This window comes from Neiella holothuriorum (genome assembly GCF_019457915.1).
Taxonomy (GTDB): Bacteria; Pseudomonadota; Gammaproteobacteria; order Enterobacterales; family Neiellaceae; genus Neiella; species Neiella holothuriorum.
In genome coordinates this window covers 1-24,416 of record NZ_JAHZSS010000011.1, presented here as the reverse complement: position 1 = coordinate 24,416, position 24,416 = coordinate 1, and the positions used below count along the sequence as shown (strand labels likewise).

18 protein-coding genes and 1 other RNA gene are annotated in these 24,416 nt (G+C 45.1%); 12 read left to right on the top strand and 7 right to left on the bottom strand.

The genetic code is table 11. From position 1 onward, the window contains the following. Positions 1 to 110 precede the first annotated feature (110 nt). From K0504_RS10300 to K0504_RS10280, 5 genes are read left to right on the top strand one after another with little or no spacing between them, the layout of a single operon-like run. Complete coding sequence (locus K0504_RS10300; RefSeq protein ID WP_220104110.1) at positions 111 to 2,072, top strand: Eco57I restriction-modification methylase domain-containing protein; 1,962 nt, start codon at positions 111 to 113, stop codon at positions 2,070 to 2,072. Further along, positions 2,069 to 4,024, top strand: a complete 1,956-nt coding sequence (locus K0504_RS10295) for a BREX-1 system adenine-specific DNA-methyltransferase PglX (RefSeq protein ID WP_220104109.1) — start codon at positions 2,069 to 2,071, stop codon at positions 4,022 to 4,024. Before K0504_RS10300 ends, K0504_RS10295 begins: the two co-directional genes overlap by 4 nt. Then, on the top strand, positions 4,021 to 6,570 hold the full coding sequence (locus tag K0504_RS18565) for a PglZ domain-containing protein (RefSeq protein WP_220104108.1): 2,550 nt from the start codon (positions 4,021 to 4,023) through the stop codon (positions 6,568 to 6,570). The genes K0504_RS10295 and K0504_RS18565 overlap by 4 nt, the downstream gene beginning before the upstream one ends. A gap of 10 nt (positions 6,571 to 6,580) precedes the next feature. Further along, positions 6,581 to 8,662: a BREX system Lon protease-like protein BrxL gene (brxL, locus tag K0504_RS10285; RefSeq protein ID WP_220104107.1), complete on the top strand. Its 2,082-nt coding sequence runs from the start codon at positions 6,581 to 6,583 to the stop codon at positions 8,660 to 8,662. Between the two features lie 11 nt (positions 8,663 to 8,673). Further along, positions 8,674 to 11,274, top strand: coding sequence for a UvrD-helicase domain-containing protein (locus tag K0504_RS10280; protein WP_220104106.1), 2,601 nt, complete (start codon positions 8,674 to 8,676; stop codon positions 11,272 to 11,274). A gap of 137 nt (positions 11,275 to 11,411) precedes the next feature. Here K0504_RS10280 and K0504_RS10275 read toward each other — a convergent pair whose 3' ends face one another. The 3 genes from K0504_RS10275 to smpB all read right to left on the bottom strand — a co-directional run bounded on the left by K0504_RS10275 (position 11,412) and on the right by smpB (position 13,750). Then, positions 11,412 to 12,629, bottom strand: coding sequence for an integrase domain-containing protein (locus K0504_RS10275; protein WP_220104105.1), 1,218 nt, complete (start codon positions 12,627 to 12,629; stop codon positions 11,412 to 11,414). A gap of 181 nt (positions 12,630 to 12,810) precedes the next feature. Next, positions 12,811 to 13,174: a transfer-messenger RNA gene (gene ssrA / locus K0504_RS10270) on the bottom strand. A 96-nt stretch (positions 13,175 to 13,270) separates the two neighbouring features. Then, on the bottom strand, positions 13,271 to 13,750 hold the full coding sequence (gene smpB / locus K0504_RS10265) for an SsrA-binding protein SmpB (protein ID WP_220104104.1): 480 nt from the start codon (positions 13,748 to 13,750) through the stop codon (positions 13,271 to 13,273). A 109-nt stretch (positions 13,751 to 13,859) separates the two neighbouring features. Between smpB and K0504_RS10260 the strand changes: the two genes are divergently transcribed. Beyond that, the gene (locus tag K0504_RS10260) at positions 13,860 to 14,297 is read left to right on the top strand and encodes a type II toxin-antitoxin system RatA family toxin (RefSeq protein ID WP_220104103.1); all 438 of its coding nucleotides are present in this window, start codon (positions 13,860 to 13,862) and stop codon (positions 14,295 to 14,297) included. Continuing rightward, entirely contained in the window at positions 14,287 to 14,640 is a 354-nt protein-coding gene (locus K0504_RS10255) for an RnfH family protein (protein ID WP_220104102.1), read from the top strand. Before K0504_RS10260 ends, K0504_RS10255 begins: the two co-directional genes overlap by 11 nt. Positions 14,641 to 14,656: 16 nt before the next feature. On the opposite strand, the gene bamE is transcribed toward K0504_RS10255, so the two are convergent. The 3 genes from bamE to nadK form a co-directional block, all read right to left on the bottom strand. Next, on the bottom strand, positions 14,657 to 15,337 hold the full coding sequence (gene bamE, locus K0504_RS10250; protein ID WP_220104101.1) for an outer membrane protein assembly factor BamE domain-containing protein: 681 nt from the start codon (positions 15,335 to 15,337) through the stop codon (positions 14,657 to 14,659). Positions 15,338 to 15,482: 145 nt separating this feature from the next. Beyond that, positions 15,483 to 17,147 carry a DNA repair protein RecN gene (gene recN, locus K0504_RS10245; RefSeq protein WP_220104100.1) on the bottom strand — a complete coding sequence of 555 codons (1,665 nt, stop codon included), beginning with the start codon at positions 17,145 to 17,147 and terminating at the stop codon, positions 15,483 to 15,485. Between the two features lie 85 nt (positions 17,148 to 17,232). After that, complete coding sequence (gene nadK, locus K0504_RS10240; protein ID WP_220104099.1) at positions 17,233 to 18,114, bottom strand: NAD(+) kinase; 882 nt, start codon at positions 18,112 to 18,114, stop codon at positions 17,233 to 17,235. 144 nt (positions 18,115 to 18,258) lie between these two features. On the opposite strand from nadK, the gene hrcA reads away from it, so the two are divergent. Both hrcA and grpE read left to right on the top strand, forming a co-directional pair. Continuing rightward, complete coding sequence (hrcA, locus tag K0504_RS10235) at positions 18,259 to 19,278, top strand: heat-inducible transcriptional repressor HrcA (RefSeq protein WP_220104098.1); 1,020 nt, start codon at positions 18,259 to 18,261, stop codon at positions 19,276 to 19,278. 105 nt (positions 19,279 to 19,383) lie between these two features. After that, positions 19,384 to 19,995 (top strand): nucleotide exchange factor GrpE, encoded by a 612-nt coding sequence (gene grpE / locus K0504_RS10230; protein ID WP_220104097.1) that lies wholly within the window; start codon positions 19,384 to 19,386, stop codon positions 19,993 to 19,995. Between the two features lie 60 nt (positions 19,996 to 20,055). Here grpE and K0504_RS10225 read toward each other — a convergent pair whose 3' ends face one another. Then, positions 20,056 to 20,250, bottom strand: coding sequence for a DUF4250 domain-containing protein (locus tag K0504_RS10225; RefSeq protein ID WP_220104096.1), 195 nt, complete (start codon positions 20,248 to 20,250; stop codon positions 20,056 to 20,058). Positions 20,251 to 20,461: 211 nt separating this feature from the next. Here K0504_RS10225 and K0504_RS10220 point away from each other — a divergent pair, with 211 nt between their 5' ends. The 3 genes from K0504_RS10220 to dnaJ all read left to right on the top strand — a co-directional run bounded on the left by K0504_RS10220 (position 20,462) and on the right by dnaJ (position 23,958). Beyond that, complete coding sequence (locus K0504_RS10220; protein ID WP_220104095.1) at positions 20,462 to 20,701, top strand: DUF1653 domain-containing protein; 240 nt, start codon at positions 20,462 to 20,464, stop codon at positions 20,699 to 20,701. 113 nt (positions 20,702 to 20,814) lie between these two features. Beyond that, complete coding sequence (dnaK, locus tag K0504_RS10215; protein ID WP_220104094.1) at positions 20,815 to 22,743, top strand: molecular chaperone DnaK; 1,929 nt, start codon at positions 20,815 to 20,817, stop codon at positions 22,741 to 22,743. A gap of 87 nt (positions 22,744 to 22,830) precedes the next feature. Further along, on the top strand, positions 22,831 to 23,958 hold the full coding sequence (dnaJ, locus tag K0504_RS10210) for a molecular chaperone DnaJ (protein ID WP_220104093.1): 1,128 nt from the start codon (positions 22,831 to 22,833) through the stop codon (positions 23,956 to 23,958). Positions 23,959 to 24,416: the final 458 nt, after the last annotated feature.

Genomic DNA, 24,416 nt, shown 5'->3' with positions numbered 1-24,416 from the left:
GTATCATGGCATTTGACCAAACAACCCGAAACCGACTCAACCGGTTTGTTGCTGACGCTCGTGGCGTGTTGTCCGCCGAATTTACCCGTCAATTACAAGCAACTTATGGCATGAACCCAGCAACGGGTGAAGTTGCTGATTTAGAATCTTTAGCAGGCTTAACGCCACACCAACAAGAGACAGCTCAACTGTTAAGAGAAACGTTTGAGCATTATCTTGCTGCTAGCGACCACGTTAAAGGCAAAAGCAAAGAGAAAGAAAACAGACTTGCAGCACTCGACCGTATTGTCAGAGAGCAGGCATTTACCGTGCTTAACCGTTTAACTGCTTTACGAATGAGTGAAGCCCGTGGTTTTCTAACAGAATCCATCGCCAATGGGTATGACTCTAAAGGCTTTCAACTATTTCATCGGCTTGCCGGAACCAGCTTAGGAGAAACAGGAGACTCTTATCGTCACTATCTCTTTAGCATTTTTGATGAGTTTGCGTTAGACCTCTCGGTATTGTTTGACCGGTTTGCAACACAGGGGCGTCTATTTCCATCAACGCCTGTACTGTTAGAGCTATTAGATTTAATCAACCACGATGAAATTGAGCCACTATGGGCAGAAGATGAAACCATTGGTTGGATCTATCAATACTTTAATTCTCAAGAAGAGCGCAAAAAAATGCGTGATGCTTCACAAGCTCCACGCAATAGCCGAGAGCTTGCCGTCCGAAACCAATTTTTCACCCCGCGCTATGTGGTTGAATTTCTAACCGACAATACCTTGGGTCGCATTTGGTACGAAATGACTCAAGGACAAACCAAGCTCGTTGAAGAGTGTGAATACCTGGTTAAACGGCCCAATGAAGCCTTCTTAACCGAAAGCGAACAAGCACCAGAACAAGAAAAAAACCAACGCTTAAGCCAACAAGAGTTGCTGCAACAAACTGTGTATATTGAGCACAGAGCATTAAAAGACCCTCGAGATATTAAAATGCTCGACCCTGCCTGTGGCTCTATGCACTTTGGCCTCTATTGTTTTGACCTGTTTGAACGTATCTATGAAGAAGCCTGGGAGCTTGAATTAAGCCTGGGTGTTCATATATTCACCCGAGAAAGTACGAAACAAGCGTTAACAGAAACCTATAGCAACAAAGAAGAGTTCTTAATCGATGTCCCTCGCTTGATTATCGAGAACAATATCCACGGTGTAGATATTGACCCGCGCGCAGCCCAAGTAGCGGGTATGTCACTCTGGCAACGCGCGCATAACAGCTGGCAAAGAGCGGCTGTTAAGCCACAGTTGCGCCCACAAATTACTAAATCAAATATTGTTTGTGCCGAACCCATGCCGGGTGAAAAGGAGGTGCTTCAAGAGTTCACTTCGCAGCTTAAACCAACCGTGCTGGGGCAGCTAGTTGAGGTTATTTTCGAAAAAATGCAACTGGCAGGTGAAGCCGGTACGCTACTTAAAATTGAAAAAGAGATTGAAGAAGCAATCTCTGGTGCTAAAGAAATCTGGCTGCAACAAAATCAGATGCTGAGCCAATTTCCGGATTTGGCCAAAGTGGCTAAGAGCAGTGGCGAAGTCGATTTTGATGTGTCGGATATTGATGATGAAGACTTTTGGCTGCAAGCTGAGCAGAAAATACTTGATGCTTTAGCACAATACTCAAGATCAACTTCTTCAAGTGTGACAGAGCAAAAGCGGCTGTTTGCATCGGATGCGGCGAAAGGTTTTTCGTTTATTGACTTATGCAAGAAGCGCTTTGATGTGGTTTTGATGAACCCGCCGTTTGGAATATTCTCTATTAGATGCAAAGAATTTTCTACTAGAGAATATAAGTATAGTTACAGTGATATTCTATCCGCATTTGTTGAACGAGGAATAGACTTTCTGCGTGATAGAGGTCGATTAGGCTCTATTACTTCGAGAACTTGCTTTTTTTTAGCCTCATACAAAAACTGGCGAAAAGAAATTTTGCTAGAAAAAGTAAATCAAGAAGTGTTTGCTGATTTAGGTGTTGGTGTAATGGATGACGCAATGGTAGAAGCCGCAGCATATGTTATGGAGCTAAATTCATGAGCATTTTTATTCGACTCTTATTTGATGGAGACAAAGAAGAAGAATTAAAGAGGTCTGTAAAATATCACAATAAAGGTACTGCTAGAGAATGCATTTTCTATACTAGTCCAAAAGAGTTTGAAGTTGTTCCTGGATCACCATTTTCTTACTGGGTAAGTGAAAGAGTTCGAAATACATTCATAAACTATCCGAAGCTAACATCGAGTGAAAAAGATTTAGTTGCTACGAAAGGTTTAGCTACTACAGATGACTTTCGGTTCATTAGAACTAAATGGGAGGTTGAAGACTTAGGGGGGTGGCTTACGCTAGCAAAAGGAGGAGAGTTCTCCCCATATTACGCCGATCTTAAACTCAAGATCAATTGGGCAGGCGAAGGCCAGGAGCTTAAAGCTTACTTAGACCAAAAAATTGGAAAGCCCAATCAATGGAGCAGATGGATAAATGCAGTAGATTATTACAGAAAGCCTGGAATTACATGGTCTAACGCCACAACCAGCGACTTATCGGCAAGAGTTCTTCCTAAAAATTGTATTATAAGTCACATGGCGCCGACACTTTTCAGCCCTACTGATTCATGGGATGAGTTGTCACCCTATCTTGCTATTATTAACTCGAAGATATTTAAATATCTTGTTTCGATGTCCCTTGGCCTCGCCGCAGAGGCACGAAAACATTATGAAGTGGGAATAATTCAAAATATTCCAGTTCCTAGGCTTTCTGAACCAGAAAAAATATACCTTAAGAATAAATCTGAGAAACTATTTGAATTAATGAAATCCATTGATGTTAACAATGAGACTTCAGATAATTTCGAACTCCCGAATATTCTTGTGAAAGAATATGTAGAGGGGGTCACTAGAAAATATAGACTTATTGAAGAGTTGCAAAAAGATGTGGATCAGCTTTGTTTCAAAATATTCGGTATTGACGAAGTTGGAAGGAAAGAAGTAGAGGCTCAACCAAGAACTGCAATTAAGGGGAGTGAAAGGACATTAGCCGAACAGGAAAAGGAGTTTTTGAGTTGGGCTGTTGGGGTTTCCTTTGGGCGTTTTGATGACCGTATTTATCCGGCTGAAAAAGATGCAGTCGATGAACCTTTTGATAGGGTTGCGCCAAGGTTAAAATCTGCCTCGGTAAATACAGATTACTTAAGCTCAGAAAGCTTGGTAAATCATATTGGTTCGAAAATTTCTAAATATGAATTAATAATAAAAATTGATTTAGAAAAGTATCTTGACTCTAACTTCTTTGTTTACCACTTGAAGTTATATACTGACAGTAGAAGGCAGGCCCCAATTTATTGGCCCTTACAAACATCCAGTAAGAAGATTACTTTCTGGTTCTATTACCCAAATGTAGGGCACCAGACACTATTAAAGTGTGTCAACGAGGGCGTTGAGCCCAAGATCGAGACTTGTCGTAGGGAAATTTTAATTCTTGAGCAGGAGAACAGCCAGTCTCCCACAGGAATTAGAAAACTTGAGGATCTACGCGACACTTATTTTGAACTTGTCGATTATAAAGAAGAACTTCTGCGAGTAAGCCGGTTTTGGGTTCCAAACAAGAATGACGGTATTCAAATAACGGCCGCCCCCTTGTGGCGCCTATTCCAACATAAAGCTTGGCAGAAAAAGCTAAAACAAACCTGGGAAAAACTTGAAGCTGGTGATTACGACTGGGCGCATTTAGCCTTTTCTACGTGGCCTGAACGTGTGCTTAAAAAATGTCATGAAGATCGTAGCCTAGCCATTGCTCACGATGTTGAAGATGACTTATGGCATGAGGTGGCTGTAGTCAAGGGCCGTAAAAAAGAGCCCGTGATGGAATGGCAGCCTAAGCCACTGTCTGATGCAGAACTGGCTTCCTACATCAAAGAAAAAATTGCTATCGATGAGCGCCTAAAACTCTACCGCTCTAATAAGGCTTCTACGCCAATGGGAGGTTCTCTGTGAGTATTGAGCAATACATAAAGAGTGACATTCTTGAAAAGCGCTTAGCAGATACCAGTGTTTTGGTCATTTACGATGGAGAGCAGCGCTACCATCAACTGGCTCAAGAACTGGCAACCGATCAATGCACTGTCATTGATGTAGGCGAAGGTTCTTTGGCAACTCGCCAGCAGGCCATCAGTACGTTGTCACAATTGAAATCTGGCAAGCAGCTTTTGATTTATGTACCCAAAGCAGCGCCAATGGAAGAAGAAGAGAAGCAAAAAGATCCTTTCGCTTTGTATGCTGTTGCTGGAAGTGTTTTTCCTGATCCTGAACGTTCAGGTGATAACTACCTGGATATTTGCTTAAAGGCGAAGCCCGATCAAGCAACAGAAATCAGAGAGTTATTTGCACAGAATGAAAAACCTAGTTTTGATGTGATTAATGCGATTGGTGGCGGGGTGAATTGGCCAACGCTACAAGCCGCTCTTGGGGCAGAGGGAGCTTCAAACCTACTGTTTAAATTGATGGTTGCGAGCAAAGAAGTTCAGGCTAAGTTAGCTGCTGAATCTAGCTGGTACACAGAAGCTCAAAGCTTACTAAGTTCAAGCTTAGGTCTAGCTCTTCGCACCAAGCAAAGGTCCTGGTCTGCCATCGCCGATGAGCTTTGGCGTTTTGTGCTCTTTAGTGAGTTTGTGTTTGAGCTCAATGAAGCGGTTCCAACGAGTTTAGCTGATGTTCCTGTAGCTAAGCTTTCTGCTAAACCCATTATTGAAGAGCTAGGTGATAACCTAAGAAAACACACCGATTATCAAAACCTTTATATTGAGCGAGCAAGCTCTATTGAAACGGAATTAAAGCTTGATTCACTATGTGCCAACATAACCAAGCTGGGGCATAGAGATACCTTCCCGTTTGAAGAGAAGTGTTACTTACGACAAGCCATTGATGCTCTCCTTGCTGATAATGGCGATTTAACTCGCAAAATTGTTAGTGAACACGCTAACTCCGTTTGGTCTTCAAACAGTGAGAGCTTGGTAAATTGGGAGCTTGTTAAATCATCGCAGCGTTTACTGGAAACATGCGAGGACTTAGAGCGCGAGTTACCCAACTTTATTAAAAAGCAAAATGATCTGATTGAGTTTTACCAGTCTTCACTACGTCGAGCCGATCAGCTGCACCGTGAGTTTGAGCAAGCTGTAAATGATTGTCCTAATGCCGATGAATTAATGCCTGGAGTGGTTGGTTTAGTTCGTAAGCATTACCGCAAACTTGTTGAACCAGTTCAGCAGGGCTTTACTCACTTTACTCATGATTCAGGCTGGCCTCCTGCTGAGATCGTATCTAATACTCAGCTCTTTGATAGCAAAGTCTCACCACTGCTGAAGAGTCGTGGAAACCGGGTGGCCTATTTAATGGTTGATGCGCTGCGTTATGAGCTGGGGTATGAGTTGAATAAACAGCTCGCAGAAGATGCAGATACGCAGCTTTCGGTTAGCTTTGCTACGTTGCCATCGATTACGTCATTGGGCATGGCGAGCTTATTACCAGGTGCTTATGACAAGCTTTCCTTAGCTCTAGAAGACGGCAAAACCAAAGCACTTTACGATGGAAAGCCGGTCGGCGAAGCTGAGGAACGCATGGGGGTGTTTAAATCTAACTATGGTGATCGCTTTGCTGAGATGCCGTTAAAAGATTTTGTCAAAATGCCGAAGAAGAAATCAGTTGAGTCCTCAGTTGATTTGTTGGTGTTGCGCACCACTGAAATAGATAGCTTTTTTGAGAGCCATCCCGAAGATGCTCCAGCGATGATGCAGCGAGAATTAAAGCAGATCCGGCAAGCGGTAAATAAGCTGCAAGATCAAGGCTTCCAAAAGGTCTTTATTGTGACAGACCACGGCTTCTACATGAACAATGCTCAAGAAGCTGGCGATACGGTTACAAAACCTGATAACTGTTGGAAAGTAGAGCATCAGCGCATGCTACTCGGCACCGGAAATCTGGATGAGTATCACTACAGCCTCTCGTCAAATAATGTCGGCATCAAATCAAACATTCAAACCTTTGCTGGGCCCCGTTCTCTATCTCCTTATCGTAGAGGGAAGCTCTACTATCATGGTGGCTTGTCGCTACAAGAGTGCCTACTTCCCGTTATCGAGATCACCTTAAAGCCTAATGTGATTAAAGGCGGTCAAACGGCCAATGTGAAGCTCGACTACAAGAAGGGAGCTAAACGCATTACAACACGCTTTGCTGTGATTGAGCTTACCCTGGAATCACTAAGTGCCGACCTATTTGGTGGGGCTGATGACCTAGAAGCTACAGAGGTATTGCTTGAAGCTCATTCCGGTACAGGCAAAAACCTTCAAGTTGTGGGAGAAGCCCGTCCAGGCGAGTATGTGAATGCGGCTACTGGTACAGTGACGTTAGAGCCAGGAGAAACAATTAAAGTCACGCTTAAGATGGATCCTGAGTTTGAAGGTTCGTTTAAGGTTAAAGCAATCGACCCAGTGACGAACACGATGTTGGGCAGCGCGCTAGAACTTCAAACTGATTATGCCGTTTAAGGACAAAATAGTGGATAAACTAGACAATAAACTGATAGAGATATTTGACGGCAAATTAGTTCGTAAAGATCTGCTTCAACGCATTAAGAAGGGTACCAATGTGCCCACTTTCGTTCTTGAGTTCTTGCTTGCAAGATATTGTGCGAGTGATGATGAGGATGAAATTCAGGCAGGCTTAGAAGCTGTCTTAGAGACCTTGTCCGACAATTATGTTCGTCCTGATGAATCAAACGCAGCTCAATCTAAAGTTGCAACCAAAGGTCGCCATAAGTTTATTGATAAGGTGCATGTTCGTTACGTTGAAACCAAGAAACGCCACTGGGCATCATTAGAGAACTTCAACTCGCAGAAAATTGCTGTTGGAGAGAAGTTTTATAAAGAGAACAAGCGACTTCTTGAAGGCGGTATTTGGGCCGAAGTTAAGCTCGCCTTTAATGAAATCGAAGAGGATGACTACGCCTTCTACATTGAGGAACTTCGACCAATTCAATTAAGCCGCTTCGACTTTGATGCCTACAAAGCCGGTCGTGCATTACTCACTCGTGATGAGTGGATGGATATTGTACTTAGGTCGGTAGGTTTGGAGCCAACCAAGCTTGAACAGCGGGTAAAGTTTCATTTTCTACTTCGTTTAGCTCCATTGGTTGAAGCTAACTTTAATTTTGTTGAGCTTGGGCCCCGTGGTACTGGTAAGTCATACTTTTATAGTGAGTTTTCCCCTTATTCGACCCTGATCTCTGGTGGTCAGGCGACAGTTGCAACTCTGTTCTATAACAAAAATCGCAAAGAGACCGGCTTAGTCGGTCACTGGGATACCATAGCCTTTGACGAAGTAGGTAACATGAAGGTGAAAGATCCTGATGTTATCCAGATCTTGAAAGACTTCATGGCTAATGGCCGTTTCTCTCGAGGCAAAGAGGTGATTGCAGATGCAAGTACCGCGTTTGTGGGGAACTTGGATTTATCAGTACAGCAAGTCGTTAACTCTACGGAATATGACTTGTTCCAACCGTTGCCGAAAGAGTTTGACCTGGCAGTCATGGATCGATTCTATGCATACCTCCCTGGCTGGGAAATGCCTAAAAACTCAAGTGACTTCTTAACGGATAACTATGGTTTCATCACCGATTATTTGGCAGAAGCTTTCCACCATCAGCTTAAGTCTGTCAACGTATATGAGATGGTCAATAAACGCATTAAGCTGGGTAAGTCGATCGAAGGGCGAGACGAAAAGGGCATCAAGAAAACAGTTTGCTCATTTATTAAAATTCTACACCCACACGGGGAGTGCTCCGATCAAGAGTTTGAGCAATATGTGGAATATGCCGTTGAATGCCGCCGTCGGGTAAAAGAGCAGATGAACAAGCGCAAGCCCGATGATGAGTTTGCCAATATCGATCTTTCATACATTAACGCAAAGGGCGAGGAAGTTATCGTTCGATGCCCTGAGACCATTGGCGCATTAGCCACTCTTGAGCCGAGCAAGCCAAGCTTAGTTTCTGAAGAGGCTGAGCCAACGGTTGATACAAGCATACCGCAGTCGCAGACCGCTTCTAGTCAAACAACAACGAACGTAGCTGATGCAGAGGCTTCTCCTGATACTGCGGTAACCGCTGAACAGGAACTTAAAGAACAGCACTTTAAAATTAATTATGGTGCGACAGGCTATAGCTATGAATCTATCATTTTACCTTACTTGGCAAAGGCTAAATCAGTAGTTATTGAAGACCCGTATATTAGGGCTAAACACCAGCTCAACAACTTCGTCCGCTTCTGCGAGGCATTAATCAAGCAGCCCTCCATCGAAAGCATCACTCTAGTCACTGCTTACGATGACAAAACTAACATTCAAGAGATGGCTGAAGCGCTCAAAGATCTCCAACAAAGCCTTCTAGAAATGGACGTCAAGCTAGATGTGAAGATCAATGAGAATTTGCATGATCGTGAAATCCGAATTGATAGCGGCTGGACTGTAAAAATTGGTCGTGGACTGGATTTCTTCCAAAAGCCTGATAGCTGGTTTGGTGTGGGCGTTAACGATTTAAGCCTTCGTAAATGCCTGGAAACCAGTATCGATATTTTTAAAAGTTAAGGACAACTTTAATGCAGTTTTATGAATATAGTAAATTTCGAGAGTCGATCGTTAATTTATCTAAAAAAGGAAGCTCGTTTAGTAAAGCGGCTAAAGATGCCGAAGCTTTGGTTGGTCGGGTAGCTCTGAAACAAGATAACCCTCTGCATGGCTGTAAAACGACCAATCATGGTGAAACAAGGATTAAGAACTGTATTAAATATGATCTATGTGGCAGGTCAAGGTTAGTTACAGTCCAATCAAATGGTAATTGTTTATTGCTATTTGTTGGTGACCATAATGCTGTAGATGCTTGGTTGAATGCAAATAAAGGCATGTCTTTTGCCCTTGATAAAAAAAATCAATTTGTTGAAGTAAAAAGTCAAAGCTCAGTTATCGGTGACGGAACGCCTATTGTTGATAAGCGTTTTCGGCATAACGAACTGTTGATTGATCTTATTGATGAGAACTTACTCGACCGTTTTCTAGAGGAGTCACCGAGAAAAGTTCAGAGGGAGATCGATAGGCTTACTTCTTTTGATGAACACCTTTTATATCATGTTACTTCAGAGCTTGACGGAGACTATTCGGTTGCAGTCAGAGATGCCTTTCTATCATTAATTTCTGGTGATATCAAAAATGCTATCCGGGTCATACAGCTTTATCTCGGAGATATTAAACCAATCGAGGAAATAGATGTTGATTCTGTCGTTGTTGATAGCGAGTTCTTAAAGAAAATATCTCCAGATTCGGCGCAATATCCGGAGCTATTGAGGAAGTTCGCTGAAGGCAGTGAGTACAAAGAGTGGATGCTGTTTATGCATCCAGATCAGGAGTCGGTTGCGTTTAGTGACTTCAACGGCCCTGCGAAGCTGTTAGGAGTATCCGGTTCAGGCAAGACATGTGTTGTTATTCAGCGCGCAATTTACTTAGCAAAAAAATACCCACGCGAAAATATTTTAGTTGTAACACTGAATAAACCTTTAGCTGTTTTGATTGAGAAATTAGTTAATCAAATGTCAGATGAAGAAGTTATCTTGCGAATTGAAGTGAAACCATTTTTTGCTGTTGGGCAAGATTTATTGAATCAGTTTGAGCCAAATAATAGAAAGCTATACGAAGACACAACGTGGAAAAGTGGTGAGCACATAGATGAAGTTTGGAGAGAATTTTATCGTTGTGAGTTGGGAAATAATGATGCTGAAGTTCTTCATGAAATTCACGATAGATTGATTTCCAAGGGAGTAGATGCTGAAAATTATATCAAAGAAGAATTTGACTGGATAAGAAGTGCGCTTCCTTCTCATCAAAGAAATAATTATCTGGGAATTCCAAGGCAAGGTAGGACTATCCCACTAAACGAAAGGCAACGAAAAACTTTACTAAAAGGCCTTTCTGCGTGGGAACGGAAAATGAAGATGGTTGGTGTAACTGACTACTTAAATATTTCTACAGCAGTATATAGGCATATTAGCAAGGTTGTTCCAAAATATCGCTCAGTACTAATTGATGAGTCTCAAGATTTTGGGAATATAGAATTCTCTATTGCTAGAAGTCTTGTCGCAGAGAATGCGAATGACATATTTATATGCGGTGATGCTGCACAAAAAATATCAACTAAGTACCAGAATTTGAAAGAGGCTGGAATAGATATTCACGGAAGTCGATCCAAGAGCATAACTAGAAATTATCGCAACAGTAGAGAAATACTAGAACTTGCAAATAATGTACTGGAAGAAAACTTAACTGAGGAGATGATTTCATCTGATGACTTCGAGGTTCTCGATCCAGAATACGCATCGTTTTCAGGATCCAATCCCCTGCTTTTAAAAGCAAAAAACTTATCTGTCGAGCTCTCTTCAGCGTTTGATTACTTAAATAAAAACTTAAAAACCAATCAAAAAGGCTGTATTTGCATTGCTGGCTATACCCATCATGAGATAGAACTCTATGCAAAGAAAATAGGAGTTTCAGTGTTGACCGGCAATGTCGATATAAACGAGGGTTCCTTGTTTATGTCTGATTTAGAGCAGACTAAAGGTTTTGAGTTTGATTATGTTTGTATATTGAACTGTAGCGAAGGCGTAATTCCTGATCTTCACTTGCCAGTAGAAGAGCACTTTAGAGAGTTATCAAGACTATATGTGGCGATGACAAGAGCTAAGCTGGAGTTGATTTTATCCTTTTCAGGAACAAGCTCACCGTTATTTTCTAGTGCAAGAGATTATCTAATAGAAGATACTTGGCAAACTTATATTGACCTCAATATGAGGTTTTATAGTGCTCCTGTAAAAATGTCTGATGTTGTCCATATAGAAGATTATGGTACTGCGAGTATAAGTGATATGACTGGTAGTATGTTTTTGTATAGAAAGGAAGCGATAGGCCTTTCTCAAGACTTAGTTGAGTTACTTCGGAATAGAGTTACAGGCAAAGGGGCTCGAACTAAGACTGCAACGGGTTCTTTCAGAGTCAAGTCTTGGAAAAATATTGGCAGCCTTATTAATGATTTAAAGGGAATGAATGCTTACGAACATAAAGTGAATCCCAAGCTGATTGAAGAATTGGAGCAAATGAATGCTTACGAACAAATAGTAGGGCCCAAGCTGATTGAAGAATTAGAGCAAACCTAAGGTGTATTAGCTGAAAAGAATTTAGCTCAATTCTAAACTGACAGACACCGTCTCAAAAGCGGCTAGCTGTCAGATCTGGTCTGAGCTACTACAGCTTAAGTTGTAGAGCCGTAAAGGGGGGCCAAATTTAGCTGCTGCTATTCAATACGGCTCATGAGTAGGTGATTCGCCGCAGCTTTCTCAATATGCTTACTCCACCAGTTCATCATCTTGCGACGTCGCTTTAAATACTTGGCTCGGTTATAGGCATTACGAACTTCGTCTTTGCCAGTGTGTGATAGGGCGGCCTCGATGATATCGGAGTCGAATTCTTCTTCGTTGAGCGTGGTTGAAGCAAGTGATCTGAGCCCGTGACCAACGGTTCTTCCTTTGAACCCCATTCGCTTTAAGGCGGCGTTGACTGTTTGAGTGTTGCGAGGTTTTTTAGGATCTCTATCTGACGGAAATATAAATGGGCGGTGCCCGCTAATTGGTTTGATGGCATCGAGTATAGCCAAAGCATGCTCGGTGAGCGGGATGATGTGCTCTTTACCGTTTTTCATTCGTTCTTTGGGAATAATCCAGAGCTGATTTTCAAAGTCGATTTCGGCCCAAGATGCCTCAGCCGCCTCTGCAGGTCTTGTCATAGTATGGAGTTGCCACTCAAACAAGGCTCTAGTGACTTTGTGCATGTTGGCATTGGACGCTGTTTTCAGTAATTCTGGCAGTTCCGTTGGTGCAAGGGCTGGGAGATTCTCTTTTGTTGGACTGATAAATGCGGCGTTTATTCCAGCAAGGTTATTGGTCTCAACGAGGCCACAGTTAACTGCATATGTCATTACCTTGTTGATGCGTTGACACAGTCGCTTAACGGTTTCTAATTTGCCCTGTTGCTCAACTCGTTTTAGGGTGGTTATGACTGTTGGGGCTTTAAGTTTTGTAACAGGTACATCACCAAGCTCTTTAAATATGTGCAGCTCAAGTGAGCGGCGAATATCCTTGATATGATCTTCGGTTATTGTTGATTGCTGGGTAGCAAGCCAGGCATCGGTAACTTTTTCCAGTGTGTGCTGAGTTTGCTCTAATACCAATAAACGAAGTTCTTCTCGGTGCTCTTTGGGGTCAATATGCTTGGCAACAAGGCTACGAGCTTCGTCCGCGGCTTCACGGGCTGCTTTTAATGTGACAGTTGGGTAGGTACCAATGCCCATGTTGAGTCGCTTTTTGCTATAAGGGTGGCGATAGTTAAAATTCCACTGCCGTGTACCATTGGCACGAACTCTAAATTGCAGACCTTCGCCATCAGTTAGGACGTAGTCTTTGTCTTTGGGCTTTGCTGATTTAAGTTCTTTATCTGTAAGGCGATATCGAGCCATGATTGCCACCATGAATTTGGTATTCCAAGGTGAGTGTAGCAAACAGATTGGAATACCGATTGGTGTTCTTGGGGAGTGAGATGCAGTGAGATTAAAAGATACCTAAAGATACTTAAGTTATTGATATTTATTTTATTTTGGCAAGAAAAAAGACGTCCTGAGACGTCTTGATTCTGTTGTGTGGTGGAGCCGGGGGGAGTTGAACCCCCGTCCGTGAATGCGCCATCCTCGGTACTACATGCTTAGTCTCTCTTTACATTCACCGGTACGCTGCGGAAAGACACGCCACGCACTGACTATCCTGAATTAGTTTTAATGCTTCAGCCATCAGGCATGGCGTCCACACGATCTTGTTTGGGTTTGACTATCTGAACTCCCCGTCTTACAAGCGGAAGCTAGGGCAGATAGGCACTAACAGGTTATTAAGCTGCTAGAGCGTAGTTTTCGTCGTTTGCGACTATTAGTTTGCGGCTTTTTACGAGGCAAACCGCCCCTCGACATGCACCTAAGACTTTGTCAGCCCCGTCGAATCCAAAATCGGCCCCAGAGGTTGTCTTGTCATAGACAGCGGGATTGTAACAGAGTTCTCAGTCCCTGCGTTAGTCCCTAGCGTTTGTTTGCTCAGAGAATAGGCAGCGGCGTTAACCGTGCTTCATCACCCGAGATTTCTGGCGCTGCCAGTCTTTGTCTTTTGCACTGTCACGTTTGTCGTGAAGTTTTTTACCTTTGGCAGTGCCAATTTTAATCTTCACCCAAGGGCCTTTCCAATAGAGCGCCAGTGGCACCAAGGTTTTGCCATCGCGTTCAATAGCGCCGACGAGGTGATCGATTTCACGTCGATTGAGCAATAACTTACGCGTGCGCGTAGGTTCACTAATAACGTGAGTGGATGCCGCCGTCAGAGGTAAAATTGAAGAGCCAAACATGAAGCATTCACCATTTTTAACGGTAATGTACGATTCGGCGATGTTTGCTTTACCTTGACGAAGTGATTTTACTTCCCAGCCTTGCAATTCCAAGCCAGCCTCGAATTCCTTTTCAATAAAGTAGTCGTGACGGGCGCGCTTGTTGAGCGCAATGGTATTGGAGCCGCTTTTGTCTTTTGATTTTTTCTTAGCCATAGGGCGCTCATTATACTCACGCAACGGCCGAAAGCTACGGTGCAAGGCGTTCAAAGTGTAAAACAGGCTGTGATACACTCTGAAAAATTTTAATGTGAGAGTTTGTTGAGTGGCGACCGTTGATCGATTTGCGCTAGTTGGTTTTAGTGCAAAGCAAATGTTTGATTTAGTTAATGATGTTTCGGCATATCCAGAATTCCTGCCAGGCTGTGCGGAAAGCAAATTGCTCGATACGTCTGAAAGCCATATGAAAGCATCGCTGCGAGTCGCCAAAGGTGGCATTAGTAAATGGTTTACCACTCATAATGCGTTAACTGCGCCAAACGCCATTCACATGGAATTGGTTGAAGGGCCGTTCAAAAAACTCAAGGGCATTTGGGAGTTTACAGAGTTAGCCGAAGATGCTTGCCGAGTTAGCCTTAAATTAGACTTTGAATTCTCGAGTGGTTTATTGGGGGCGGCGTTCAACAAAATTTTTCATCAATTGGCCAGTAACATGGTGCAAGCTTTCGTTAGTCGAGCACAGGAGGTGTACGGTGAGTGCTGATATTACAATTGAAGTTGCTTACGCGTTGCATGACAAGCAAACCTTGCTGAGTTTAGCCGTTGCGCCACAAACCACTGTTGAGCAGGCGATTACGCAATCCGGTGTGCTCGATATGCATCCTGAAATAGATTTTAAGGCGGCCAATAAAGTTGGTATTTGGAGTCGTGCTTGTAAGCCATCAACGATACTAACCGATGGTGACCGAGTGGAGATCTATCGGGCGCTTATTGCTGATCCGAAAGAAGTGCGCAAGCGTCGTGCAGAAAAAGCGAAACAGGAAGGGCGGGCGGATAAAGTCACTGGCGGCCGAGTTAACTCGAAGCGCACCAGTGAAGATAAGTAAATTCTTAAGCGGCGTGTTATGCAGGAGGTAGCAGGGCGACGATAGGCTGCGTTTTAGTCAACTCAGCAATAGCCTCAAGTTGCTCCTGTAATGCTTCTTTACTGTGCGCTACTGCTGCATAAACAGAAACGGTTTGTCCCGCCTCAGCATCAATAGGTCGTAAATTCACTTCATAACCAGCTTGCTCAAGTTGGACTTGCAAGCGCTTAACGTTTTGTTGGTTAGCAAACTCGCCGACTTTAACAGACCAAATATTATCACCTGTGAGCGATGCCGGTTTGGCCACTACTTTTGGTGTAGCCGCTTCTGGCGCAGGTTCTGCTTGTTCAAATTCGGGGATATCTTCATCAACCGGAATATGGAAGTTTTCGTGTAGCTCGTAGTCGCCGGTTACTTCTGCCAAGTTTTCTTCTTCATCGAAGGTAACCACAAGAGAGCGCTTAATAACTGAGCCATTTCGACCACTTTTAAAGCGGTAGATGTAACTCCAAGAGGTCGTATCGAACGAATTGTTCACCATAGGAGTGCCCAACACGAACAAAACCTGGTCTTTATTCATGCCAACACGTAATTTTTTAACTTGTTTCTCATCGATATAGTTCCCTTGAGGGATATCGATCTTATAAACGAGATTGCTAAAAAATGTGCAGCCGGACAGAGATACTAAAGCAAGGGCAATAAAAACAGCTTTTAACATTCGATGTAGTGATATTTAGTTAACAACAAGATGGCGAGCATCATACCTAGTTCAACGAGTCTCGTACACCATCGCTTTGGTATTCTTGTCACATTGCTGGATAAACATTTGCTAACCAAAATATGCGCAGCAAGTCAGACCGGCATTAGGCTTCTAGCAACAATTCTTGGGCATTTGCTAACGTTCGTTCCGTGATCTGTTCGCCACCGAGCAGTCGAGCTAGCTCGTGAATCCGGGATTTCTTATCGAGTAAAGTGACACGTGTTTCGGTGACGCTTTGCTCAATCAATTTGTCCACAAACAATTGTTGGTGTCCGTTAGCAGCCACTTGCGGCAAGTGGGTGACGCAAATCACCTGACTTTGATCGCCTAGGGATTTGAGCATACGACCAACCACAGATGCTGTTGGCCCACTGATGCCTACATCTACTTCATCGAAAATGAGAGTCGGCGTGATTTGGCTATGGTGGGTAACTACCTGAATGGCCAAGCCAATACGTGATAGCTCACCACCTGACGCTACTTTTGCTAACTCTCCAGGCGCTTGGCCGGGGTTGGTACTGACCAATAACTGAATCGAATCGGAGCCTTGAGATGAAGGTTTTGCAGGCGTTACCGAAAATTCAATTTTCGTATACGGCATGTTCATTTGCTTCACTTCATCAACGATTGCTATCGCCAACTTTTTACCTGCATGACGTCGGCGCTTGGACAGTGCTTGCGCCGCGTTGTGATATTCCAACTCCGTTTGCTCAACTAGCTGTTGAAGTTGCTCTAGCTGCATTTCAGGATCGTCCAACTGACTCAACTCTTGGCTCAATTGGTGGTGATGCGCGGCTAGTTGTTCAGGCTGAATTTGGTGCTTGCGCGCTAGATCTAATGTTTTTTGTAGACGTTGCTCGACTTGATTTAAACGCTCAGGATCGCTTGCTAAGTTGGTTGCAAAGGTGTCCAACTCATTACCGGCTTCATCGAGTTGAATTCTGGCTTCTTCTAACAGAGCTAAAGTCGGTTTTAACGATGCGTCAACTTCGCCAGCAGTCGCTAATAATTGTTGTACCTGATGCAGCATGGTCATGACATTTTCAGGCTCTGCGGCCGACAATAATTGTTGGCTATTGTGGCAAGTCGTCATCAATTCGACTGCGTTGGAAAGCCGCTTAAATTCGAGCTCTAATTGCTCAAATTCGCCTTGCTCAGGGTTAAATTCATTAAGTTCATTGACTTGATATCGAAGTAGCTGCAAACGATCGCGCAAACTTTCTTGTTGGTTTTGAGCTGTTTTCAGTTGTTTTAGGGTTTGTTGCCACTGCTTGTAGGTGCTGGCGACCTTGGCTTGAGCATTGTGGTTATCGGCAAAGTTATCGAGTAACTCCTGCTGACGTTCACTCTTCAATAAGTCTAGGTGCGCATGTTGCCCGTGAATATTAATCAACATGCCGCCTAAAGCTTTGAGTTGATGAGCAGGCACAGGATGACCATTAATATAGCCCCGTGAACGCCCATCTTTGGTGATAGTACGGCGAATAATACATTCGCTGGCGTCATCGGATACGAGGTCTTGTTGCTGAAGCCAAAGGACGGCTTCTGGTTGGCGGCGAACATCGAAACTAGCGGATATATCGGTTTTAGCGGCTCCGGAACGAACCATGCCAGCCTCAGCGCGAGCGCCCATGCATAGGCTAAGTGCGTCGAGCGCGATGGATTTACCTGCGCCGGTTTCGCCTGTAATGGTGGTCATGCCGGCATGCCAATCGAGTGTTAAGGATGCGACAACGGCAAAGTTTTGAATGGTGAGCTGCTGTAACATAAAGACCCCTGTACAAATACTGTATAAGCATGTTTATTTATACAGTGTTTTTATCGGGGTGCAAGTTTTATGTTGAAAAAATGCGCTAGAACAGTTTGCTGGCCCAGCCGAGTTTTGAACGTAAAACCTGATAGTAGTTATAGCCAGGAGGGTGGACTAAGCGCAGTCGGTGTTTAGCTTTTCGGATGACAATTTCATCACCTGGCATAACGGCTAAAGTGACGTGGCCATCGCAACTTACCATTAAGTTATCGCCATTTTCTTCTAGCACACGGAGTCGAACTTCGCTGTCAGCCGCAATCGCGATGGGTCGAGCGCTGAGCGTATGGGGAAACATGGGCAGTAAACAAATGGCGTCTAAATCATGAGTTAAAATCGGGCCGCCTCCCGACAGGGAATAAGCTGTGGAGCCTGTTGGTGTTGATACGATGAGGCCATCGGCTCGCTGTTGGAATACAAAGTCGCCGTTAACGGATACTTCAAAGGCAATCATGTGGGCAATTTTACCGGGGTGAAGCACGGCTTCATTGACTGCGGTGTTGGCACTTTTTAATTGACCATGACGATAAACTTCGGTGTTCAATAAAAAGCGATGTTCGGTTTGATAGTTGCCGCGTAAAACATCAAGCAAGGGCTCTTCAAAATCATCTGGGCTTAGATCGGTTAAAAAGCCTAGGTTGCCACGGTTAACGCCAATAACGGCCACTTTATGGCGCGATAACACCCGAGCGGCGCCCAGCATATTGCCATCACCACCCACAACAATAGCTAAGTCAGCTTGATTACCGAGCTCTGCTAATGGTGCCGTTGGATTCGAACACCCGATGGACGACGACAAGCGCTCTTCGAGCACGACAGGCTGGTTGATTCGCTTCATTAATTCAAGCAGTGCCAATACGGTTTCATTGGCGCCTGCATGATCGGGTTTACCGATAATGGCGACTCTATTAAATACTGAATCAGTCATAAGTTACCTGTGTCATTGCCCCGGTAATGGCCGTTGGCAGCCACATTATATTCTAAGCTGTGATCGAACAAGTTCCGGTCAGGCTTGAAATTATGTCATGTTATTCGCATATCAAACAGAAGTGTTTTTGATGGTGTCTGTCCTATGACTCAACTCAATGATCGAGCCCAACAAGTTCTGCAACAGCTAATCGAAGAGTTTATTCGCAGTGGTGTCCCTGTGGGATCAAAAGCGTTGACGGCAAACGGCGCCATACAAGCTAGCTCGGCCACTGTTCGCAATGTCATGGCTCAATTAGAAAAAATGGGTTACCTCATGTCGCCGCACACCTCGGCGGGGCGAATTCCAACGGAAGATGGCTTGCGAGTGTTTGTCGATAGCATGCTGGCCGTGCGTAAAATGGATGATTGGCAAGTGCCGTTGCAACAGCAGCTCGATATCTCAATGCCAACACAGCAACTGTGCCAAAGTGCCAGTGACATGCTGGCCGAATTGACGCAATTGACAGGTTTTGTGGTGTTGCCGCAAGGGCGGCCGGCGAAACTGATTCAAGTGGAGCTTGTTGCTCTTGGCAACGGACGGGTGCTGGCGGTATTGGTGCATGATGACGGCTCGGTTCATAATCGAATGATGCAACTACATCAGTCGATAACCGCGGAGTGCTTGCGCCGAATGAGTGAGCAACTCAACAAATTGCTGCCGCTGCATTCGTTAGATCAGCTGAAATTACATTTACGCCAATGGATTGATATTGAAGATGAAGCCATCGCCGTTGGCCAACAAGCGTTGGCATTAGCTGATTTACCAACCGAAGGTAAACGTTGGCATATTGCCGGAGAAGAGCACTTGCTCGATCCTGCAATTGCGCAAGACATTTCGCAGATCCGACATGTTTTTGATGGCGTGCTGGAAGCTGGCGAATTACTTAACTTAATTAACTCATGCCTCGATAGCGATGGTGTTCAACTGTTTATTGGTAAAGAAAGCGGTATTGATTTCTTATCGAGTTGCACCGTGGTGAGCTCGCCCTATCAAGTTGAAGGCGAAGTGGTTGGCGCATTGGCAGTTATTGGTCCGATGCGAATGGACTATAACAAGGTTGTACCTTTGGTTGATGTCACAGCAAAAATGTTATCGCTGGCGTTAAAGCGGGCGCGAGGTTAGCAACGCCGCACTAAGAAGTTTGTGATCTGAACTTGAAACCAATTTTTCTATCCCCATAATTAGCCCAACAATTGAATTAACCTGAAATATCCCTCTGGAGTTGTAATGGCTGATCAAGAGCAAACACCAAAGCCGGAACAAGAGCAAGCCGAGTTGGAACAAACCAATCAAGAAGAAACCACTCAAGCTGAAGACGTTGAGCAACCAGCAGAAGAGCAAGTGGTAGATGAAGCTGCCGAGCGTATTGCTGCGTTGGAAAAAGAGCTAGCCGCTGCCAAAGCAACGATTGCTCAACAACAAGATTCTGTGGTTCGTGCTGCGGCCGAAGCCGAGAACGTGCGTCGTCGAGCCGCCCTTGATGTTGAAAAAGCCCATAAATTCGCACTAGAGAAATTCGTCAACGAATTGCTGCCAGTGATGGACAACATGGAACGCGCATTATTGGTTGCCGATCGCTCTCAAGAAGCATTGGCCCCGATGATCGAAGGCGTTGAAATGACGCTCAATAGCTTTGTTGATGGTGTGTCGAAATTTGGCGTTGACGTGGTTGATCCGCAAGGCGAGACATTTAACCCAGAACTGCATCAAGCCATGTCGATGCAAGAAAATGCTGAGCTGGCACCCAACACGGTGATGGCAGTGATGCAAAAAGGTTATACGTTAAATGGCCGGTTGTTGCGCGCCGCTATGGTGATGGTCAGCAAAGCTGCCTCATAAAGTCGCCTCAATCGCGATAAACAAAAGCCACCTTAACGGTGGCTTTTTTGTATTGGCTGATTAGCGAAACTGATTACTGTCTGGGTAATATTCCATATCAATACTATGAAGTTTATGTTGTAGCTGGTCGCAATCAATGTCACACGAGCGGCATAGCGAGTTGAGCGTGCTGTACTCGTTTCTCAGCTTCATATTGACAACGCTCAACAACATAAACGCGTCCATTGTTTCGAGCATTTTGCTGGACAGTTGCATCGCCACTCCTTGGTTTGTTTTACCGGTAAGAAATTCCACTTCTTAGCTGTCAGTAAAGAATAGCAGCAATAATGAAATCGCTTCTAGCATCTGCACAATAAATCCACATTGTTTGTGCGAATGTCATGTTGCGTAAACGTTACATTCAAAACGAAGGTATTATTCGGCCAATGTTCACCTTTTGGCAACGTAACACAGTAAGGATCACGCAATGAACAAACCAACCTTTAAAGCGGGCAAATATCAACATTACAAAGGCAATGAATATTTGTTGATTGATGTTGTACGACATAGCGAAACAGACGAGTACTTGGTGCTTTATAAGCCACTTTATGGCGAAGGTGAGTTATGGGTTCGCCCCTTCAATATGTTTTTTGAATCGGTGAATGTCGCTGGCAAGTTGCAGCCTCGATTCAAATATCTTGGCCCAGAAAGCGAGTTGAACGCTTAAATTGGCAAAAATTTTTACTTTTTTTTATCTCCATGCTTGAAATGAGGTTGCCCGCCCCTATCTAACAGTCAACAGACAAAATGAAGTAAATCAGTTTTTGGAGATTGACCACTATGGGTAAGATCATTGGCATCGACCTCGGTACTACTAACTCATGTGTTGCCGTATTAGACGGCGACAAGCCTCGCATCATTGAAAATGCTGAAGGCGATCGTACAACACCATCTATCATTGGTTACACCGAAGAAGGTGAAGTGTTAGTTGGTCAGGCTGCAAAGCGTCAAGCTGTGACCAACCCAACTAACACCTTGTTCGCTATCAAACGCCTGATCGGTCGTCGGTATGAAGACAAAGAAGTGCAGCGTGATATCGACATCATGCCGTACAAAATTGTTAAAGCCGACAATGGCGATGCTTGGGTACAAGTTCGCGAAGAAAAAATGGCGGCGCCTCAGGTTTCTGCAGAAATTCTCAAGAAGATGAAAAAAACTGCAGAAGACTACTTGGGTGAAGAAGTAACTGGCGCTGTGATTACAGTTCCTGCTTACTTCAACGATTCTCAACGTCAGGCAACGAAAGATGCCGGTCGTATTGCTGGCCTTGAAGTCAAACGTATTATTAACGAGCCAACTGCTGCAGCCCTTGCTTACGGCATGGACAAAAAGCAAGGCGACAACATCATCGCGGTTTATGACTTAGGTGGTGGTACGTTCGATATCTCAATCATCGAAATCGACGAAGTTGATGGCGAGCACACTTTTGAAGTACTGGCGACCAATGGTGACACTCACTTAGGTGGTGAAGACTTCGATAACCGTGTTATCAACTACTTGGTTGACGAGTTTAAGAAAGAGCAGGGCGTTGACTTGCGCAACGATCCGCTGGCGATGCAGCGCTTGAAAGAAGCGGGTGAGAAAGCCAAGATCGAATTGTCTTCAGCGCAAAATACCGAAGTAAACTTGCCTTACATTACGGCAGATGCTTCTGGTCCTAAGCACATGGCGATTAAACTGACGCGTGCCAAGCTCGAATCCTTGGTTGAAGACCTAGTTAAACGCTCTCTTGAGCCGTTGAAAATCGCATTGGCCGACGCTGATTTGTCGGTAGGCGAAGTCAACGACGTGATTTTGGTAGGCGGTCAAACGCGTATGCCAGCGGTTCAAACTGCGGTAACTGAATTCTTCGGCAAAGAGCCACGTAAAGACGTAAACCCTGATGAAGCCGTTGCTATGGGTGCTTCAGTTCAAGGTGGTGTTCTGGCCGGTGACGTGAAAGACGTGTTGCTGCTAGACGTTACGCCTCTGAGCTTGGGTATTGAAACCATGGGCGGTGTGATGACTTCAGTCATTAACAAAAACACCACCATCCCGACCAAAGAGAGCCAAACGTTCTCTACGGCGGAAGATAACCAAGCCGCGGTGACCATTCACGTGCTGCAAGGTGAGCGTAAGCAAGCGAGCTTGAATAAGTCGCTAGGCCAGTTCAACTTAGAAGGCATTCAGCCTGCGCAACGTGGTATGCCACAAATCGAAGTGACCTTCGACTTGGATGCTGACGGTATTTTGCACGTGTCGGCTAAAGACAAAAATACGGGTCAAGAGCAGAAAATCACCATCAAATCTTCTTCTGGTTTGAGCGATGACGAAATCGATCAAATGGTACGTGATGCAGAAGCAAACGCTGAAGAAGATAAGAAGTTTGAAGAGCTAGCACAGGCTCGCAACCAAGCTGATGCGCTTGTTCACGGTACTCGTAAGCAAGTAGAAGAAGCAGGTGACGAGCTGACTGCGGAAGATAAAGAAACCATCGAAGCGGCAGTTGTTGAACTTGAGACTGCTTCTAAGTCTGGTACCAAAGACGATATCGACGCCAAAACACAGGCATTGATGGAAGCGTCTGCCAAACTGATGGAAATTGCTCAAGCCAAGGCGCAGGCACAGCAAGGTGCTGCTGATGCAGGTGCGGCTCAGCAAGAACAAGCAGAGCCACAAGATGACGTGGTTGATGCTGAGTTTGAAGAAGTTAAAGACGACAAAAAATAACCGTCGTTTCTTCTCTCGCTAGTTTGCGCGGACGTTTGTGAAAACAAGCGTCCGCGTTGGTATTTCTACTGAAGGCTAAAGCAGGACATGTCAAAACGAGATTATTACGAAGTGCTGGGTGTGGGGCGAGATGCCTCAGACCGTGACATCAAAAAAGCCTACAAGCGACTGGCAATGAAGTTTCACCCGGATCGTAATGACGGTGATGCCGGCGCTGAAGAAAAATTTAAAGAGCTGAAAGAAGCGTACGAAGTCTTGTCTGATCAGCAGAAAAAAGGCGCGTACGATCAGTATGGCCATGCCGCCTTTGAACAAGGCCAAGGTGGCTTTGGTGGTGCTGGTGGCGCTGATTTTGGCGACATCTTTGGTGATGTGTTTGGCGATATTTTCGGCGGTGGTGGAGGCGGCGGTCGACGACGCGGGCCACAACGCGGTGCTGACTTACGCTACAACATGGAGCTATCGCTAGAAGAAGCAGTTAAAGGCGTTAAGAAAGAGATTAAGATCCCGAGCTGGGAAAGCTGCAACACCTGTGATGGCTCTGGCGCCAAGAAAGGTTCTAAAGCTCAAACCTGTGGCACTTGTCATGGCCAAGGCCAAGTACAGATGCGCCAAGGTTTCTTTGCGGTGCAGCAGACCTGTCCTACCTGTAATGGTAAAGGCAAGGTCATTAAAGATCCGTGTAATGATTGTCACGGTCAGGGACGTAAGCAAACTACTAAGACATTATCGGTTTCAATTCCTGCGGGCGTTGATACGGGTGATCGCATTCGCCTAGCCGGCGAAGGTGAAGCAGGTGAGACAGGGGCACCAGCAGGCGACTTGTATGTTCAAGTGCATGTGGCAGAGCACCCGATCTTCGTGCGTGACGGTAACAACCTTTACTGCGAAGTTCCGATTAGCTTCAGTCAAGCGGCACTGGGAGGGGAAATTGAAGTACCGACCCTAGATGGCCGAGTGAACCTCAAGATCACGGAAGAAACGCAGACCGGCCGCATGTTCCGCATGCGCGGTAAAGGCGTTAAATCTGTTCGTGGTGGTGCGGTTGGCGACTTGCTTTGTAAGGTCGTGGTCGAAACCCCCGTGAAGTTAAATGCGCGCCAAAAAGAGCTATTGGAAGAGCTTGAAGAATCTATGGGTGGTAAAACCCACCGCCCTAAAGCATCTGGCTTCTTCGACGGTGTGAAAAAATTCTTTGATGATTTAGCCAACTAAAGGGTTTAATCCTCTCAAATCCAATATGAAAAAGAGTCAGCCAAACGCTGGCTCTTTTTTTATGTCCAGGGATGGACGGTATGCCGCGAGCGCATGGATGCGCAGGAGCGGCGATGTCCGAAGAGGGAAGGACGGTATGCCGCGAGCGCATGGATGCGCAGGAGCGGCGATGTCCGAAGAGGGATGGACGGTATGCCGCGAGCACATGGATGTGCAGGAGCGGCGATGTTCGAAGCGGGATGGACGGTATGCCGCGAGCACATGGATGCGCAGGAGCGGCGATGTCCGAAGCGGGATGGACGGTATGCCGCGAGCACATGGATGTGCAGGAGCGGCGATGTCCGAAGAGGGATGGACGGTATGCCGCGAGCACATGGATGTGCAGGAGCGGCGATGTCCGAAGCGGGATGGACGGTATGCCGCGAGCACATGGATGTGCAGGAGCGGCGATGTCCGAA

Excerpts from the sequence above, each read along its gene's own strand:
- smpB (WP_220104104.1), bottom strand. The coding sequence starts at position 13,750 with ATGGCTAAGAAAAAATCAAAAGACAAAAGCGGCTCCAATACCATTGCG.
- hrcA (WP_220104098.1), top strand. The coding sequence starts at position 18,259 with ATGACTCAACTCAATGATCGAGCCCAACAAGTTCTGCAACAGCTAATC.
- K0504_RS10280 (WP_220104106.1), top strand. The coding sequence starts at position 8,674 with ATGCAGTTTTATGAATATAGTAAATTTCGAGAGTCGATCGTTAATTTA.
- K0504_RS10295 (WP_220104109.1), top strand. The coding sequence starts at position 2,069 with ATGAGCATTTTTATTCGACTCTTATTTGATGGAGACAAAGAAGAAGAA.
- K0504_RS10225 (WP_220104096.1), bottom strand. The coding sequence starts at position 20,250 with ATGCAACTGTCCAGCAAAATGCTCGAAACAATGGACGCGTTTATGTTG.
- recN (WP_220104100.1), bottom strand. The coding sequence starts at position 17,147 with ATGTTACAGCAGCTCACCATTCAAAACTTTGCCGTTGTCGCATCCTTA.
- K0504_RS10275 (WP_220104105.1), bottom strand. The coding sequence starts at position 12,629 with ATGGCTCGATATCGCCTTACAGATAAAGAACTTAAATCAGCAAAGCCC.
- grpE (WP_220104097.1), top strand. The coding sequence starts at position 19,384 with ATGGCTGATCAAGAGCAAACACCAAAGCCGGAACAAGAGCAAGCCGAG.
- dnaJ (WP_220104093.1), top strand. The coding sequence starts at position 22,831 with ATGTCAAAACGAGATTATTACGAAGTGCTGGGTGTGGGGCGAGATGCC.
- K0504_RS10300 (WP_220104110.1), top strand. The coding sequence starts at position 111 with ATGAACCCAGCAACGGGTGAAGTTGCTGATTTAGAATCTTTAGCAGGC.
- bamE (WP_220104101.1), bottom strand. The coding sequence starts at position 15,337 with ATGTTAAAAGCTGTTTTTATTGCCCTTGCTTTAGTATCTCTGTCCGGC.
- nadK (WP_220104099.1), bottom strand. The coding sequence starts at position 18,114 with ATGACTGATTCAGTATTTAATAGAGTCGCCATTATCGGTAAACCCGAT.
- dnaK (WP_220104094.1), top strand. The coding sequence starts at position 20,815 with ATGGGTAAGATCATTGGCATCGACCTCGGTACTACTAACTCATGTGTT.
- K0504_RS10220 (WP_220104095.1), top strand. The coding sequence starts at position 20,462 with ATGAACAAACCAACCTTTAAAGCGGGCAAATATCAACATTACAAAGGC.